The following is a 15,326-nucleotide window of genomic DNA, read 5'->3' on the forward strand; positions in this document are numbered from 1 at the left end:
GGCACAGGACGTTTCACGTGCGTGCGCACCAGCAGCGAACGCCCGGTCATCCCGCGGTGCGGGACGTCACGGTCATGGCGCGGGCTGCGCGCAATCATGACCAGCCGAGACGTCCGCTCGTGTCGATCTGCGCGCAGTCGTAGAAGCGCCGGGTGCACCGCTCCCGGCCCGTACCTGGCACCGTGGACTCCATGGAGCGCGCCGTGGACGAGCAGGTCGGATCGCTGGTGCTCATGAGCGACTACCTCGCCCCCACCCCGCTGTGGGCTGGCGTCGGCGCCTGCCTTGGACGTAGCTACCTCGAGCAGCTGGGCCTGCCTGAACCACTGATGCAAGGCCTACTGGCCTGGCAGGACCTGTTCGATGCCCACTACCGCCAGGATGACGGGTGGGACTCGCAGGATGCAGCCAGCACCTACGAGCAGGACGGTCGCCAGCTCCAAAAGGCTCTGCAGGAGGCCCTGCCCCACGCCGTCGTTCAGCTGGACCTCTGGCCGATCACCGGGCAAGCGCCCAGCGTCTGAGCGCTTCCGGAGGACGCTCGCTCATGGCGCGCCGCGCCGCGCGCACTCATGGCGCCCTGCAGGCGACCTCGCGGTCGCGCAGCTCCCATGGGCTGATCGGGTGAACAGCCAGCACGACTGGCCTCCCGCCGCGATGCTGCTGTCGTGAGCGAGCGCGATCAACACCCCACGAAGCCGAGCGCGCTCGTGCGCTACCACCCCGCGTTCATCGCCATGGGTGTGCTCTTCTTCGTCATCTCGCTGTGGGCCATGGAAGGCTGGCGCAAGCTGACCGCCCTCCTCTGGGTCGCGCTGGTGATTTCGTGGGCGCAGCAGTACCGCCGGTGGCGCCGCTCGACCCGGGGCTGACTGAGCATCCGCTAATGAGCGCCCCCGGTGCTCGGACAGGCGCCGCCTTCCCCAACGCCACTCAGCGCCACTCAGCTCCACTCAGCGTGGAGCGCCGCGACGCCTCGCCGTAGCTCCTCCAGCACTCCTTCACCTCCGCGCACGATGAGCGAGTCCCACGTCTCGTGCAGGTAGACGACCAGCTCGCCACCGGCCACGACCCACAACCGCTCCGGGTTGGCCGCCAGGAGCTCCTCCAGCGCCGCGGCCGAGAAGGCACCGCTCCAGCGGTAGGGCGAGCCCAGCTGCTGGCTCAAGCCGGCGGCCGCGGCCACCGGCCAGCCCAAGCGGATGAACTCCCCCTCCACCCGGTCGACCCGACGGCGCTGCGCCCAGGCCAAGACCAGCCGCCACGTCTGCTCCAAGCGCTCGTCCTGGACGCTGTTGTCCAGCACCTGCCAGCTCGTCGGCAAGTCACGCTCTTCCAACGGCAAGGGTTGCTGCTGGTAGCGCACCAGCCCGAAGCCGGGATGCAGCAGGTAGCCATCGATGGGCCACGCATCGCTCACACCTCATGATCTCCCCACCAGCGGCGCTCAGGACAAAGGCACGGTCATGGCGCGGGCCGCGCTGCGCACGCTCATGGCGCTGTCGTGGAGGTCCGCTCGTGCCGATGACCGAGTCACCCAGGGTTTGGCTCAGGTCAGCTCCAGGTAGGCGTTGCGGTGCTCGGAGAGGACTTGCAGCGGGGTGCCTGGCGCGGCCGCATCCTCAAGGGGCAGGAAGGACAGCTCGCAGCGGGCGTTGTAGGCCAGTGCCCAGCACGCCGCAGCCGCTGCGCCCGCGCGCTCAGCGGCGGTGAAGGCTTGGAAGCGGGCGCTGTCGTAGTCGTCGAGGAAGGCGGCGGCCTGCGCCGGGGTGGGGGCAGCGCCCTCACCGGCGCCGCCCAGGGTATGGGAACCCGCGCTCAGCCCGGCGATCACCGCCTCCGGGCGGGCGGCGAGGCTGTCCCAGTCGAACGCCGCGCACACCGCCGGGCCCTCGAGGCCGTCGGCGAAGAGGGCGTTGCCGCGGTACCAGTCGCTGTGCCCGATCACCTCGGAGCCGGGGCAGTCGCTGAGGACCGCGGCGGCGCGGGCGGCGAGGTCGTCGAGCCAGGCGTAGCCGTCGAGGGTGGAGGAGAAGTCGAAGATCGGATCGTGTGGTGCGGGCCAGGGACCGTGCTCGTAGCGCACCCACGCCGGCGCGCCGGGCCGCAGCGCAGCAGCAGGCACACTGCGCAAGAGAGCGACCTGCTCGGCGAGGCTGACCGCCAGAGCCCGCCGCACCCTCGGCTCGCGGGCATCGCGCCACCGCCCGCCGGTCAGCATCGTCTCCGCGACCAGCGTGCGGCCCTCAACGACGACCGGTCCAGCCAGGGGGCGCGGGCAGGGATAGCCCGCGTCAGCGAGGTGCTGCTGCGCTCGCACCGCGGCCGCCAGGTGCTCGGTGTCGGCTCCCTCCCGGTGCACCTTCACCGCCACCTGCTGCCCATCGTGCAGGCGGCAGCCGTAGACCGCGGAGACGCGCCCGGAGCGGAACAGCACCTGGGCCACGCCCGCCCCCAGGTGGCGGTGCAGGCTTTGGTCCAGCCACCCGTCGACGCCGTCGGTGTCGCTGATGAAGAGGGGGCCGAAGACGGCTTGCTCGATACCGCTGACCGGCGAGCCGCTCACCGCGAGCACCGCTGAGGCCGAGGCCGAGGCCAGGAGCGTGTGGCGCGTCGTCTCATGCACCGCAGCCTGGCCCACCACAGCCTCGCCCGCACGTGGCGCAATCCGAGGGTGACCACGGCGGGCCTACGACTTCACGGTCATCCCGCGTTGTGCGCGCGATCGCTAGCGGCAGGGAAGGACATCAGGACCTGCGCGACCCGCCTCTACGCTGCTCCCGTGATCACCGACCCGGTAGGCCCAGACGCCGTGCCGGCGCTCATCGAGGCCGCCCGCACCACCATCCGCGACCACGGCGATGGCAACGTCCACACCGTCGCAGCAGCCGTCCTCGACGAGCACGGCCGCGTCTATGTCGGGCTGAACCTCTACCACTTCACCGGTGGTCCCTGCGCCGAGCTCGTCGCCCTCGCCACCGCCCGCGCCGCCGGCGCGCAAGCTCCCCGACTCATCGTTGCCGTCGGCGACGAGGGCCGCGGCGTGCTCGCCCCGTGTGGACGAGACCGGCAGGTGCTGGCCGACTACTACCCGACCATCTCCGTCGTCGTCCCCACCCCCGACGGCCCCCAAGTGGTGGGAGCCGAGGAGCTGCTGCCCCACACCTACCGCTGGCAGGCGCAGCAGATCCAGCGCCTGCGTTTCCGTGCTTCCCACCTACCTGCGGTCCGTGCCGGCAGCAAGCGCGTCACCCTGCGCTTCGACGATCCCGTGCAGGTCGGTCCCGCCCTGCTGGTCTTCGAGCCCGCCGCCGGTACCGACGCCGCCGGTGACCTTGAGGACGAGGTCACCCTGGCGGGTCGAATCACCTCCACCACCGCCAAGACTGTCGCCGAGATCAGCGATGAGGAGGCGCAGGAGGACGGTTTTGCGGATGCGGCCAGCGTGTTGCCCGGCTTGCGGGACTACTACCCGCACCTGTCCAGCGGCGACTACGTCGTCTTCGTCCGTTTCGACGTCGACGAGAGCTGACACGGATCTGGGGACCGCGCAGTCATCCCGCGCGGCGAGCGGTCGTGAGCAGCGAGTGATGTGTTCCCCCTGAGGGCGAGCGCGTTCATGGCCGGAGCGGACCGCCCCACCCTGAGCGGTCGATGACGTCGGCGGCCACCTCGACGACGCTGCGCCCGTCGGTCCCGACGCGATGAGTGCCCGCGGGTGCCCGCTGTTCAAGCAGGACCGCCATGCTCCGGCTGCGCTCCAGGTGGGTCTCCAGCCTCGAACCGATCTCGCGGACACCGAGTCGGGCGCGGGTCGTCACGTCGGTGGCGGTGAGCAGGACACCGGTGACCTGCGCCTGGCCGCCGACGGCGCGGGTGATGAGGTCGGGTTCGAGGACGCTGACGGTGTTGACGTAGATGAGGCGGTGGTGGCCGACGGCGGCGTAGTTGGCCCACAGCGCAGCGAGGTTGGCTTCGGTGAGCCGCGTGCCGGCTGGATCGTCGTCTGCCTTGGGGTAGGCGGCGTCGAGGTTGTCCCCTTCGACGTGGCAGTGCGCGATCCCCAGGGTCTGCAGCCGGGCGGAGACCTCGTAGGCGGTGCTGGTCTTGCCCACACCCGCCCGGCCACCGATGAGCAGCACCTGCACGGCCCTGCTGTTGGCTTCCGTCACGTCGCACAGTCGGCCACGGACTGCTGGTGCTGTCCACCACATTCCGCGGCGAAGACTTCACGGTCATCCCGCTGGCCGTGCGCGGTCGGGCTGTCGCGCAGTCGTGCCAGGCTACAGAGGTGGCGAACGTCCCCTGGCCGCGCGCGGCCGTCGTCCAGGCTCTGCGCGAGCGGCTCCTGGTCGACGGCGCGGTCACCGAGGGCTTCACCGGCCTGGACGTCCGCCCCGCCCTGGCTGGTGGGCCCCCGCACCCGGACAGCACCCGTGAGCACGAGCACGTGGTCGTGCTCCTGCGCTGGCGGCAGGACCCGCACCTGTACGCCATCGCCGTGCCCTTGATGCCCGGCCCGGCCGGGCCGCCTCCGCCGGGTGTGCACCCCGCCTCGTCCGTGCACTCGTTGCAGAGCTGGGCCGAGGAGGTCGTCATCTCACTGGCGGAGGACCTCGACACCGGGCTGGTGCACTTGGCCAGGCGCACCCAGGTCGGTGACGCCACCTTCCTGAGCAGCCCAGGCGCAGCCGAAGCCGCCCCGCCCGAGGGGTACTACCTCAGCCCCGTCTACCTCGGGTCCGGCGGTGGCGACGGCGCGCACCTGGCCGATGTCGGCCTCGACGTCAGCACCGCCCGTCGCCTACTGACCGGTGGTCACCTGCTCACCTGGCTGCACGCCTACGTGAACAACGCACGCGGTGAGCCGTACGTCGGCCACGCCGTCGTGGCCCGCCCACCCACCGACGGCCGCGGCCGCAGCTCGGGAGCGGCCCGCCTGGAGTCCATCGAGGTCGTGCCCGGCACCCCGGGCACGGTCGCCGCCGCGCTGGCCTACCACGCGGTGCGCGAGGCCGTCGAAGCCGGCGCGCAGTCCGTCTCGAGTGCCCTGGACGATCCGGTCGCGCGAACCGCCCTGGAGGAGGTCGGCTTCCGACGCGGCAACAGCGGCGCGGAGGTCTCGGTGACGTGGCGCGAGGCGCGCAGGCCCGATGTGCACCGCGGATAGCGCGCTCCACCCACGGGGCCGGCAGGCGCCTCGACTGCGCGCTCATCCGGCGCTGCAGGCGACGTCACGGTCATCCCACAGACATCGCGCGGTCCTGCCGGGAAGTGAGCGGTGCAGGCGGCCTCTGGGACGCTGACCGGATGAGCAGGACCCGTACCTACGCCATCGAACACGGGGACCTGCCGCAGCAGGACGTCCAGACCCTGGACCGCGCCGTCCTTGCCCACCTGGCTACGCCGCCGCTGACGTGCGCGCCCACCGGGACCTGTGGGACGCCTTCGTCCTCGTGGCCCCGCACGCCTACGACGCCGAGGTCCGCGACGCGGACGGCGACGAGATCGCCTCCCTGTCCTACGAGAGCACCCTGGTGGTGCACCTTGCACGATGAGCAGCACGAGGGCCTGGCCACGCTCGTCGGTGCGCACCGTCTGCGCCTGCTGGACTCACCTGGTCGGCGTCGGTGGCGGGCACCGTGGCGGGCACCGTGGCGGGCACCGTGGCGGGCACCGACAGCTGAGTGATCCTCGCTGGTCAGCCCGGGTCGACGTCGACCGTCCGTACCGCGTTGCGGATGACGTCACGGTCATCCCGCTCTCCGGTGGCCGTCCTTCGCTCCGGTGGGTGATAGACCACCTGAAGCACGCCCACCGAGCTACCTTCATGCGGTGGCCGCAGCTGAGCGCAGTCCCCGACCCCACCAACTGGACTTCGAGGATCTGCGTACAGCCCTCATTGGTGTCATCGACCTCGCCATCGAACGCTTCGGAGCACGCCTGGATGTGCAGAAGGTGGCCAGCTACAACGACCACTACTGGCACCTGCCCGTCGACACCGCCTACGCCCTGGACGACGACCCCGGCTTGTACGTCGATGCCGGGCAGAGCAGCGACGACCTCGACGAGCTCGCCGAGATGATCGACCAGCCGCACGAGCAGGTGCTGCGGCACTCCGTGGAGCACCTGGTGGGGCTGCTGAACCTGGTGGCCTTCCTCGCCGATCCACGCCCTGGCCGACGACGGCCACTGGGCACGACATCCGCACCGTCACCGGCCCCGCCACAGCCGGAGCGCCCGGAAGGCGCCGAAGCGCCTAACGGCTGACAACTGGACAGGGCCGCAAGCATCACCGGTGCGATAGGCGGTTCACCGCACGGTCATCCCGCGATCCGGTATGGCCAGCGATCACCGCTGAGGCACAGTGAGCCGGTGACCGTGACCCTGCTCCGCGACGTCGCCCCGGCCGCCTGGATCGACGCCGCCGACCTGTCCTGGAGCAAGCTGATCTTCCTCGGACCAGACGGCTTCGAGCGCTACACCCGGCTGCGCTTGATCCCCGACCCCACCGGCCCGTTGAACCACCCTCGAACCAGCCAAGGAATCCTCTGCGCGTCCACACGGGTGACGCTCTCGTTGTCCTGTGTCCCGAGGGGAGCCTTCCGTTGCTCAGCCACGTCGGAGTCGATATGAGGACTTCCCCACGCGCCAGGAGCCTGCCCGCGCACACCGGTGTCGGCCTGGCCATCCTCATCGACCTGCTCACCGCTTGCTCCGCGTCTCCGGAGCAGGCCGCTGCCACCCAACAGCTAACGGCCAAGGCGAGCTCCGGGTGCCTCATGAGCGCCGTCTACAACAGCCCGATGGCGGTGACCGGCGTCGAGGACTGGCTGATCGAGAACCGGAACCTGGAGACGGCCTACCTGGAGCAGACCCGCACCCAGCCCAGCAGACCAGCACGAGGCGAAGCGATCGCTGGCGCTGAGGCTCGCCTTGCCGCCATCGAGGCCCTGCTCGCATCCCCCACCAAGACCGAAGCCCTGAATGAGAGCGGCACCAGCATCGCCGCCGTCCACGTGAGCACTACCGACGACGGCAAGTACGTCGTCAACCAGTTCGACTACTGGGACGCAAGCCCGGCCGCTGCTGCTACCTGCGCAGGTGGATGAGCCCACCCCACGACGGACACCACCGTCCGTGCACCGACGTCGTGGAACGGGATGGGGGCTCAGGTCACGACCTCACGGTCATCCCGCTGTCGTGGACGTTGCTGGCCGCGCGGATCTGGCGAAGAGCGGGCAGTTGGTCAAGGCGCTGCGACCATCGTGGATGCGCGTGAGACGGGTACTTCGCAGCCGCAGTCGTCCTACGGTGGAGTGTGCCCAGTGACCAGAGGTTCAGCGTGAGGCGAGTCGTCCTGATCACGGCTGGTGCGGGGCTGCTGATCGCCGCCTGCTCCGGTTCCAGCGACGACGGCTCCTCCCTCGTCACCGACGGCACCCGCCACAACTCCAGCCCCGCCAACGCCGGCTCCATCACCGTTACCCTGCCCGAGGACCCGACTGAGCCGTGGTGCCTGCTCGACGGCAGTGCCCTGATCGTGTGGCCGAAGGGCAGCACCTACGACGTCGCCGCGGGCGAGGTGCGCAGCGAGTCCGGGCGCCTGCTGGGCAAGGTCGGCGAGAGCGTGGAGGGGGGTGGGATGGTCGGTGAGTCGCCTTCATGGGACACGTTGGACGACGTCGACTGGGCGGGGTGCACTCCCACCGATCCGGTGCTGCACCAGTACGGCTGACGGTGCGCCGATCTCGTGGTCGAAGCGTTGGAATGCGCGGTCATCCCGCCATCAGCGTGATCATCTGGACAGGAGCAGGTCCCGCACCCGACGCCACGCTGCCGTCTCCCCCCGACGCCACCCCATCCGGTGGAGGCTGTCGAACAAGAGTCCGGCCTCAGCGACGGCCTTTCGATCCAGCTGCCCTCCTGCGACGACGGTCTGCACGCAGCCCGCCACGGTGCTCGCCGCACCCTGCAGCTCCATCCACTTCTCCCACTCATCAGCGGGAGCCTGGTCATCGGGCTGGCTCGAGTACGCATCAGCGGCGTCCAGGGCGGCTTGCAGCTCTACGTCGGAGTGACCTGCCCTCTCAGCAGTCTGGCGTCTTCACCGACCTCACGGTCATCCCGCGGTGATGGTGCGGCCACCGCTCCCCCGATGCGACGGGGCCGACTCCAGCAGGTGCAGCCACCGGCGAGCCCATCCCGCCACGCCCTGCTCGATCAGCTGGCCGCCGAGGTCGAGGCCCTGCCCGCCGACCCCTTCGTCCGCATCGGCGTCGACGGCGTCGACGGAGCCGGCAAGAGCGTCCTGGCCGGTGAGCTCACCACCGCCCTGCGCACCCGCGGCCGCACAGTGGTCCACGCCTCCATCGATGGCTTCCACCGGCCACGCGCCCTGCGCCACGCCCGCGGCTCCTGCGACCCCGAGGGCTTCTACCGCGACTCCTACGACCTGGCCGCCTTCCAGGAGCAGCTGCTCGACCCCTTCGCCCCCGGCGGTCACGGCCGGCACCGCACCCACGTCTTCGACGCCCGCACCGACACCGCCAACCTCGCCGAGCAGCAGCAGGCCGCGCCCGGCACCGTCCTCGTCGTCGACGGGATCTTCCTGCACCGGCCCGAGCTGCGCGGGGCCTGGACGTGGTCGCTGTGGCTGGAGGTCGACCGCGCCACCACCTTGCAGCGCTGCGTCACCCGCGACGGCTCCGGCTCACCCGACCCGGCTGACGCCTCCAACCGCCGCTACGTTGCAGGCCAGCAGCTCTACGTCCGCGAAGCCGCCCCCCAGCAGCAGGCCACCCACGTCATCGACAACGACGACCTGGGCCATCCGGCCCTGCTGCGCTGACACGACGGTGTGGCGGGCGCCGGGTCCACGTGACGACCTCACGGTCATCCCGCACATGGCGTGACGAGCGCGATCCTGCCCGCTACGGTGACCAACATGATCACCAAGACGTGCACCCGCCAGTGGCGGACCGGCCGCTAGGCCGGGCACGTCCTCACCGACGCACACCCCGCCCCAGCGGGTGTGCGGGCGTTGCTCCCGCCGGCCCGCGAAGGCCGACCCGAGGGGACCCCGCACCATGGCCCAGTTCAAGATCTACGGCCGAGACGACGTCCTGCGCCCGCTGCGCACACTCCTGTCCGACACCGTCCACGCCGCCGCTGTCGACGTCCTGGACCTGCCCGCCACCAAGCGCTTCCACCGCTTCTTCCTCATGAGCGAGGAGGACTTCCCCACGCCTGAGGGGCGCAGCGAGAGGTACACGATCATCGAGGTCCTCATGTTCACCGGGCGCCTCGTGGCGACGAAGAAGGCGTTCTACCAGCGCCTCTACTGCGACTTCGCTGAGCACCTGGGCATCGAGGCCGTCGACCTGGAGATCACCGTCGTGGAGGCACCGCGTCACGACTGGGGCATCCGCGGCCAAGCCGGGGACGAGCTGACCCTGACCTACCAGGTGCAGCAGTGACCCCGCGGCATCGACCGGTCATCCCGCATCCGGCGTGCGAGAGGCTGACGTCATGGAGCGCACCCTGACGCATCCCACGGGACTCTTGGCCCTGCCCACCGCCCGGCCCCGCTGCGCGGTTCTGGTCCTGTCCGGCTCCAGCGGTCGCGTTGAGACCGAGCGGGTGCGCCTGCTCGCCGATCACGGAGCCGCTGCCTTGTCGCTGCGCTGGTTCGGCGACCGACCCAGCGACCACTACGACGGCACCGCCCAACCGCCGGGCATCTGCGAGGTTCCGCTGGAGACCTTCACCCCCGCCCTGGAGCAGTTGGCCGGCTACAGCGAGCACCTGGCCGTCCTCGGCACCTCCAAAGGCGCGGAGGCCGCCCTCCTGCTGGCTGCGCACGATGCGCGCATCCGCACCATCGCCGCCCTGTCCCCCACCTCGGTGGTCTGGGCCAACGTCGGACCGGGCCTGGATGGGCGCGAGTCCCCGCCCCGTTCCTCGTGGACCCGCGCCGGCAGTCCGTTGCCGTTCGTGCCCTACGACCAGGCCTGGCACGACGATCGTGCCGCCGAGGCCGCGAACAGCACGTCACCGGGTACCCCACCGGACGTCACACCGGGCACCACGGCGCCGGGGCCGCCGGCGTTCCGGACGCTGTACGAGCAGAGCATGACCACCTACGCCAGCCTCGTCCCCGCAGCTCGCATCCCGGTGGAGTCCATCCGAGGTGAGGTTCTCCTCAGCTCCGGCGGCGACGACCAGGTCTGGCCCTCCGACGCCTTCGCCCGCGACATCCTCACCCGCCGCAGCGCGCACGGGCTGAGCACCACCCACCTCACGGTGCCCGCCGCGGGGCACCGCCTGCAGCTACCCGGGGAGGAGCTGCCCGGCGGTGGGATGGCGATGGCTCGAGGCGGGTCAGCTGCCGCCGACCGTGAGCTGGGTGAGCTGCTCTGGCGGCGCCTGGCGGCAACCCTGCACCTGAGCTGAGGACCGGATGACCAGATCATCGCGATCACCGCGTGCGAGCACCTGGTGACTGCCACGATGAGCCGGTGGGTACCGCAACACCGGTGTGCAGCGTCGAAGACGTGGACGAGGCGATCCAGTCCGCCTGCACGGCCCTGTGGCAGCTGCGCGAGGCCGACTGGAGCCGGCCGGCCGGTGAGCTCACCTGGACGTGCCGCCAGGTGCTCGTCCACGTCGCCGATGACCTCATCGCCTACGCCGCGCAGCTGATCACCGGCGCCGCTAACGCCCACGTCCCCTTGACCGTCGACATCGAGCAGGAGGCCGACCCCGCCGCCGCGGTGCAGACCCTGCGTGCGGCCGCGGGACTGTTCACCGCGACGCTGCGCACCGCACCGGCAGGCGCCAGCGGGTGGCACCCCTACGGGCGCGCGGACGTCGAGGCCACCGCCGCCAGGGGCATCGTCGAGGTGCTCGTGCACACCGGCGACATCTGCACCGGCCTGGACCTGCAGTGGCAAGGGCCGGCACGAGCGTGCACCGCTGCGCTGCACCGGCTCTTCCCCGACGCCACCGGCCTGCTGGAGGAGCACGCGCCGTGGGAGGTGCTGCAGTGGGCCACCGGCCGCGCCGGCCCGCCCGGCCACGCCCGACGCACCCAGTGGCACTGGTACAACGAGCAGCCGGTCAGCTGAGGGCACCTTTGCACGGTCACGGCTGCGGGTGAGGTCGCGGTCATGGCGCGTTGTGCGCGCGTCTGGCGATGAGCGAGCAGTGCCCGAGCACCAACGATCACCTGCACAACGCGGATGAGCGGCAGCCTCGGCCTACCCGTCCAAGAGTTGTGTCCTGCCTGTCAACCGACCTCGCCCTCCTGGCGTCTGGAAGGGTGACCCAGCCAGACCAGCATGAAGGACGGCACCGTGACCAAGCCTGGGCAGGACTCCCCGCAGGGCCCTGACCCCACGCGCCCTCACCCCGCCCGCCAAGGTGAGCGCGACTTCGAGGATTGGGCCGCCGGGCACGCCGACCAGCTGATGCGCACCGCCGTGTTTCTCACCGGCGACCACCACACCGCTGAAGACCTCCTCCAGGACACCCTCGAGCGCACCTACCTGCACTGGCGCCGGGTGAGCGAGCCCGCCGCTTACGCCCGCACCGTCATGGCTCGAGCAGTCACCGACCGCTGGCGCCGCGTCGGCCGGCGACCCCGCGAGGTCCCCCTCGACGCGCTCTGGCCCGACCACACCGGTCAGACCAACCAACAGCCCGACCACCTCAACGCCCGCGCCGAACTCGCCGGCGCCGGCGGCCTGGACGCGGCGACCCGCTACGTCGAGCAGGACGAGGCCATCACCGCGCTGCGTCAGCTCTCCCCACGTCAACGCGCGGTGCTGGTGCTGCGCTACTACGAGGACTGGAGCGAAGCGCAGATCGCCGACGCGCTGAACTGCTCCACCGGCACCGTGAAGACCCAAGCCTCCCGCGGCCTGGCCCGGCTACGGCAACTGCTGGGCACCGACCGCGCCGATCCACCCGACAAGACCAGCCCACCCGAAGGGACTGCTGCCGTCGAGGTTGCCGCCGAGGAGTCGGTCACCGCCTCCCGCCACCCGGTTCCCTCACTCCAGGAGCGCATCCGATGAGCCACCACGACCCGCACAACCTGCACGACCCCGCCGACTCCCTCGGCGCCGAGGCCGGGACCGGAGCCGATGACCCCACCGTCCAGCGACTGCGTCACGGCCTGGACGTCGCCGGACGCAGTGTCCACGCCCCCGCCGGGATCGCCGCCGCGGCCCTGCGCGGCGGGCGGCGCCGACGACGCCAAAGCCGCGCAGTGATCGCGGCCCCTCTCGCGCTGGTCGCGGTCGGTGCCGCCGGCCTGGGCTGGGCTGGGCCCTGGGGTGGGGGGCAGGTGCGCACCGTCCCGGTGGCCGAGCAGGTCCGCGAGGGGCAACACGCTGCCACCACCACCGACGACGTCTTGGACCAGCTGCCCACCGAGACCGGCGGCTTCGACCTGGGCGTGGCCCAGCAGGTCCTCATCGACCGGTGCCTGGCCGCGCAGGGCTTGGACGTCGCCCGCGGCTCGATCACCCTCGACGCCGCCGACCCCATCGCCGACGCCGCACGGCGCGGTGGCGACGTGGAGGACCTGACCGCGTGGACCGCGCACGGCAGCGACTACGGCCTCAGCTCCGCCATCGGCGCCGCCGTGGCCAACCCCGCAGCCGGTGAGCTGGGCGACTTCGCCCACGGCATCCCCGCCGGCTACTTGAAGGCGGTGTACGGGGACCCGAGGGTGGAACTGACCGTGCCGCTGGAGGACAACGGCAGCCTGACCGTGGCGACCACCGGCTGCTACGCCCAGGCCGTCCAGCAGCTGTACGGCACCGATGTGGAGACCTACACCCGCGCCTACGTCACGGTCCGTCCCCTGCGCGAGCAGCTGCTCACCCAGGTCGCCGCCGACGAGACGGTGCAGGACGCGACCCAGCAGTGGTCGCGGTGCATGCAGGGCCGCGGTCACGACGTCATCACTCCTGCCGACCTGCCCGTGCAGTTGCAGGCTGCGCGCCGGGACCTGCTGCTGCACAAGCCAGACGGCAGTAAAGCCACCGAGGCGGACCTGGTCGCGTTGGGCGACGCCGAGACCACGCTGGCGAGGGCGGATCGGGACTGCAAGGACACCAGTGCCCTGGGGTCCGCGGTGGCCCAAGCGCTGGTCGAGCATTGGACGCCGCTGGCCAGCGAGCACGCAGGCGAACTGGACGCCTACCGAGCGATGGTCGAGCACGCTCGCATCGTCGCGGCGGAGGTGAATCCGCGCTGACCCTCGCACAGGCAGTTTCGTTGGAAGTCGTCGATTGGTGCCTGGGGTGAACCCACGGATCGTTGGCGGTGCGGTGAGGAGGGGAACCGCACCGCTGACGTCCGAACCGGCCACGGGCATGGCGCAGCATGCAACGTCGCGGTCATCCCGCGATGCGGATAATCGCGACGGTCCTGTCACCATCCTCCAGTGGACATGCGCGAAGCCGCCCGGGCCTACTGCTCCCTCATCGACGAGGAGGTCGATCAGGGCACGCATGAGGAGGACGCCGCCTTCGCCCACCGACTGCTGACCGCCCTCACCGACGCCGTCGCCGCAGCGTTGCGCCTACCCGAGGTCGACCCCAGCGACGCGGATTCCCCCGTGGACGTCTCCCACAAGCAATGGCACGCCTGCTACCGGCGCATCGGGCAGCGCCTCGGCCTTGGGGCCGGCTACTACTGGGAGGCGTCCTATCCCTTCGCCGTGGACGAAGCCCAAGCCGGCGTCGGGCTTGGCGACCTCGTCGACGACCTGGCCGACGTCTGGGGGGACCTCGAGAACGGGCTGCTGGCCCTCGACGCAGGGATGAGCCTGAACGATGTGCAGTGGCAGTGGCGCCGGGACTACTGGATGCACTGGGGCCACCATGCCGCCGGAGCCACCCGCGCCCTCCTGCTGCACTTGACCGACCGCGGACACCCCTCACCGCCAGGGACCTGAACGACACCTCGACGCGCGGTCATCCCGCGCAGCGCGCAGCGCACGGTCATCCCGCGGTGCGGGACGTCGCGGTCATGGCGCTCAGCGGGCGGTCAGAAGCTCCGCCACTCGTCTCCATCGGTCGACCTCCACAGCCGGCCAGTTCTGCAGCACCGGCTCGCTGAGACGGCTCAGGGCCTCACGCACTTCGGCGTAATCAATCACGCCTGCGGCCAGTCGTGTCCGCGCCAGGCCGACCAACGACGCCTCAACCTCGATCATCAGCATCCAGGCGTCCTGCTGCTCGGCGGGCAGATGCTCAGGCCAGCCACCAGCAGTGGAGCTACCCGCTTCGGCCGCTCGAAGCGCTGCGGCCAAGTCCCACTCGGCAGGACGCGTCACGGTCATCAGGGTGCCAGTCCCACCGCGCGATCATGGCGCCCTGCGGGCGATGTCGCGGTCATGGCCCGCGCTGCGCGCAGTCAAGACGCCCAGCGGCGCATCCGGTGCTCGAGTCACGAGCTCAAAGCCACGACAGTGCCAAGCTGACAACAGCTGACAGTCGCCGCCGACGGCTCACGACAGCTGACGAAACGGGAGAGGACCCAGGAGGTCTGAGATGAGCATCACCTCGAAGCTGCTGCCAGCCCCAGCCACCCTCAGCACCACCACCCTCGGCGCCATCCCGAGCGCGAGCACCCTGCGCACCACCACGCTGCTGGCACTGCTGATCCTGCCGGTGCTGCTGAGCGCAGGGTGCGCCGCCCCGCGCACCTCCAGCCGCTGCTTGCCCGCACCGCTGCAGCTGAGCCCGGACAGCATCGCCCCCGGCGGGCAGGTCACCCTCTCTAGCCCGCCGGCCCCCTGCGGCACCACCAACCCCGGCGGAGCCACCTACACCTTCATGCTCAGGTACGACCACATGCCCGACCCCACCGCCGACCCTGGCTCCGACAGTGCCCTGGTGCAGCTGGGGCAGCTGCAGGTACCCGCCGACGGAGCCTTCCAGACCCAGCTGAACATCCCCGCCGACGCCCCCGCCGGGCAGGCCACCCTCGCGGTCACCGGCAGCCGCCACGACGAGCCGTGCGAGGACGGCGGAAGCTGCGCCGCCTACAGCACTCTGCTGACCATCACCTGAGCACGCGTGATCACCGGACCCTGCAGGCTGAAATGAAGCGGCTTCCGGTCATGGCGCGGGCCGCGCCGCGCACGGTCATCCCGCAGTCCGCAAGGCCTGGGACTTCACGGTCATCCCGCAGACCTCGCGCGTTTAGGTCAGGCGGTGACCTCGGCGTGGTCGCCCTGGTCGTCGCCCCCATCGCCTCCGACCCGCACGCCGGCGCCCTCGCCGCCGTCCTCCGTGCCGTGCTCT

General features: G+C 71.1%; 21 protein-coding genes. 17 read left to right on the plus strand and 4 right to left on the minus strand.

Features of this window, described 5'->3' with window-relative positions; all coding sequences use genetic code 11:
- Positions 1–203: 203 nt before the first annotated feature.
- On the plus strand, positions 204–524 hold the full coding sequence (locus ACRYM2_RS20435) for a hypothetical protein (protein ID WP_432524274.1): 321 nt from the start codon (positions 204–206) through the stop codon (positions 522–524).
- A 144-nt stretch (positions 525–668) separates the two neighbouring features.
- A complete protein-coding gene (locus tag ACRYM2_RS20440) occupies positions 669–872 on the plus strand; it encodes a hypothetical protein (RefSeq protein ID WP_432524275.1) in 204 nt (67 codons plus the stop codon).
- A gap of 71 nt (positions 873–943) precedes the next feature.
- On the opposite strand, the gene ACRYM2_RS20445 is transcribed toward ACRYM2_RS20440, so the two are convergent.
- Both ACRYM2_RS20445 and ACRYM2_RS20450 read right to left on the minus strand, forming a co-directional pair.
- On the minus strand, positions 944–1,420 hold the full coding sequence (locus ACRYM2_RS20445) for a hypothetical protein (protein ID WP_432524276.1): 477 nt from the start codon (positions 1,418–1,420) through the stop codon (positions 944–946).
- Between the two features lie 129 nt (positions 1,421–1,549).
- Entirely contained in the window at positions 1,550–2,566 is a 1,017-nt protein-coding gene (locus tag ACRYM2_RS20450; RefSeq protein ID WP_432524277.1) for a phosphotransferase, read from the minus strand.
- Between the two features lie 216 nt (positions 2,567–2,782).
- Between ACRYM2_RS20450 and ACRYM2_RS20455 the strand changes: the two genes are divergently transcribed.
- Entirely contained in the window at positions 2,783–3,532 is a 750-nt protein-coding gene (locus ACRYM2_RS20455; RefSeq protein ID WP_432524278.1) for an ASCH domain-containing protein, read from the plus strand.
- 85 nt (positions 3,533–3,617) lie between these two features.
- Here ACRYM2_RS20455 and ACRYM2_RS20460 read toward each other — a convergent pair whose 3' ends face one another.
- Positions 3,618–4,214 (minus strand): hypothetical protein, encoded by a 597-nt coding sequence (locus ACRYM2_RS20460; RefSeq protein WP_432524279.1) that lies wholly within the window; start codon positions 4,212–4,214, stop codon positions 3,618–3,620.
- A gap of 77 nt (positions 4,215–4,291) precedes the next feature.
- Between ACRYM2_RS20460 and ACRYM2_RS20465 the strand changes: the two genes are divergently transcribed.
- From ACRYM2_RS20465 to ACRYM2_RS20525, 13 genes are all read left to right on the plus strand, one after another.
- On the plus strand, positions 4,292–5,170 hold the full coding sequence (locus ACRYM2_RS20465) for a hypothetical protein (protein WP_432524280.1): 879 nt from the start codon (positions 4,292–4,294) through the stop codon (positions 5,168–5,170).
- Between the two features lie 247 nt (positions 5,171–5,417).
- Positions 5,418–5,558 carry a hypothetical protein gene (locus tag ACRYM2_RS20470; RefSeq protein WP_432524281.1) on the plus strand — a complete coding sequence of 47 codons (141 nt, stop codon included), beginning with the start codon at positions 5,418–5,420 and terminating at the stop codon, positions 5,556–5,558.
- Between the two features lie 277 nt (positions 5,559–5,835).
- Positions 5,836–6,270, plus strand: a complete 435-nt coding sequence (locus ACRYM2_RS20475) for a hypothetical protein (RefSeq protein ID WP_432524282.1) — start codon at positions 5,836–5,838, stop codon at positions 6,268–6,270.
- A gap of 105 nt (positions 6,271–6,375) precedes the next feature.
- Entirely contained in the window at positions 6,376–6,636 is a 261-nt protein-coding gene (locus ACRYM2_RS20480) for a hypothetical protein (RefSeq protein ID WP_432524283.1), read from the plus strand.
- A 146-nt stretch (positions 6,637–6,782) separates the two neighbouring features.
- Positions 6,783–7,112, plus strand: a complete 330-nt coding sequence (locus tag ACRYM2_RS20485; RefSeq protein WP_432524284.1) for a hypothetical protein — start codon at positions 6,783–6,785, stop codon at positions 7,110–7,112.
- Between the two features lie 233 nt (positions 7,113–7,345).
- On the plus strand, positions 7,346–7,738 hold the full coding sequence (locus tag ACRYM2_RS20490; RefSeq protein ID WP_432524285.1) for a hypothetical protein: 393 nt from the start codon (positions 7,346–7,348) through the stop codon (positions 7,736–7,738).
- Between the two features lie 444 nt (positions 7,739–8,182).
- Entirely contained in the window at positions 8,183–8,851 is a 669-nt protein-coding gene (locus ACRYM2_RS20495; RefSeq protein ID WP_432524286.1) for a nucleoside/nucleotide kinase family protein, read from the plus strand.
- Between the two features lie 238 nt (positions 8,852–9,089).
- On the plus strand, positions 9,090–9,479 hold the full coding sequence (locus ACRYM2_RS20500) for a tautomerase family protein (protein ID WP_432524287.1): 390 nt from the start codon (positions 9,090–9,092) through the stop codon (positions 9,477–9,479).
- Positions 9,480–9,675: 196 nt separating this feature from the next.
- Positions 9,676–10,455: an acyl-CoA thioester hydrolase/BAAT C-terminal domain-containing protein gene (locus tag ACRYM2_RS20505; protein WP_432524288.1), complete on the plus strand. Its 780-nt coding sequence runs from the start codon at positions 9,676–9,678 to the stop codon at positions 10,453–10,455.
- Positions 10,456–10,538: 83 nt separating this feature from the next.
- Complete coding sequence (locus ACRYM2_RS20510; RefSeq protein WP_432524289.1) at positions 10,539–11,129, plus strand: maleylpyruvate isomerase N-terminal domain-containing protein; 591 nt, start codon at positions 10,539–10,541, stop codon at positions 11,127–11,129.
- A gap of 213 nt (positions 11,130–11,342) precedes the next feature.
- Positions 11,343–12,080 carry a SigE family RNA polymerase sigma factor gene (locus ACRYM2_RS20515; RefSeq protein ID WP_432524290.1) on the plus strand — a complete coding sequence of 246 codons (738 nt, stop codon included), beginning with the start codon at positions 11,343–11,345 and terminating at the stop codon, positions 12,078–12,080.
- Positions 12,077–13,270 (plus strand): hypothetical protein, encoded by a 1,194-nt coding sequence (locus ACRYM2_RS20520; protein ID WP_432524291.1) that lies wholly within the window; start codon positions 12,077–12,079, stop codon positions 13,268–13,270. Before ACRYM2_RS20515 ends, ACRYM2_RS20520 begins: the two co-directional genes overlap by 4 nt.
- A 195-nt stretch (positions 13,271–13,465) precedes the next feature.
- Positions 13,466–13,972, plus strand: a complete 507-nt coding sequence (locus ACRYM2_RS20525; RefSeq protein ID WP_432524294.1) for a DUF5063 domain-containing protein — start codon at positions 13,466–13,468, stop codon at positions 13,970–13,972.
- An 81-nt stretch (positions 13,973–14,053) separates the two neighbouring features.
- Here the strand turns inward: ACRYM2_RS20525 and ACRYM2_RS20530 are convergent, their stop codons facing one another.
- Entirely contained in the window at positions 14,054–14,353 is a 300-nt protein-coding gene (locus tag ACRYM2_RS20530) for a hypothetical protein (RefSeq protein WP_432524292.1), read from the minus strand.
- 217 nt (positions 14,354–14,570) lie between these two features.
- Here ACRYM2_RS20530 and ACRYM2_RS20535 point away from each other — a divergent pair, with 217 nt between their 5' ends.
- On the plus strand, positions 14,571–15,092 hold the full coding sequence (locus tag ACRYM2_RS20535) for a hypothetical protein (protein WP_432524293.1): 522 nt from the start codon (positions 14,571–14,573) through the stop codon (positions 15,090–15,092).
- The last annotated feature ends 234 nt before the right edge of the window (positions 15,093–15,326 follow it).

The organism is Kineococcus aridisoli, assembly GCF_050871885.1.
GTDB lineage: Bacteria > Actinomycetota > Actinomycetes > Actinomycetales > Kineococcaceae > Kineococcus.

Bases quoted from the DNA above. Each gene is read 5' to 3' on its own strand.
- ACRYM2_RS20515 (WP_432524290.1), top strand. From the start codon at position 11,343: ATGAAGGACGGCACCGTGACCAAGCCTGGGCAGGACTCCCCGCAGGGC.
- ACRYM2_RS20500 (WP_432524287.1), top strand. From the start codon at position 9,090: ATGGCCCAGTTCAAGATCTACGGCCGAGACGACGTCCTGCGCCCGCTG.
- ACRYM2_RS20525 (WP_432524294.1), top strand. From the start codon at position 13,466: ATGCGCGAAGCCGCCCGGGCCTACTGCTCCCTCATCGACGAGGAGGTC.
- ACRYM2_RS20460 (WP_432524279.1), bottom strand. From the start codon at position 4,214: ATGTGGTGGACAGCACCAGCAGTCCGTGGCCGACTGTGCGACGTGACG.
- ACRYM2_RS20485 (WP_432524284.1), top strand. From the start codon at position 6,783: ATGAGCGCCGTCTACAACAGCCCGATGGCGGTGACCGGCGTCGAGGAC.
- ACRYM2_RS20520 (WP_432524291.1), top strand. From the start codon at position 12,077: ATGAGCCACCACGACCCGCACAACCTGCACGACCCCGCCGACTCCCTC.
- ACRYM2_RS20535 (WP_432524293.1), top strand. From the start codon at position 14,571: ATGAGCATCACCTCGAAGCTGCTGCCAGCCCCAGCCACCCTCAGCACC.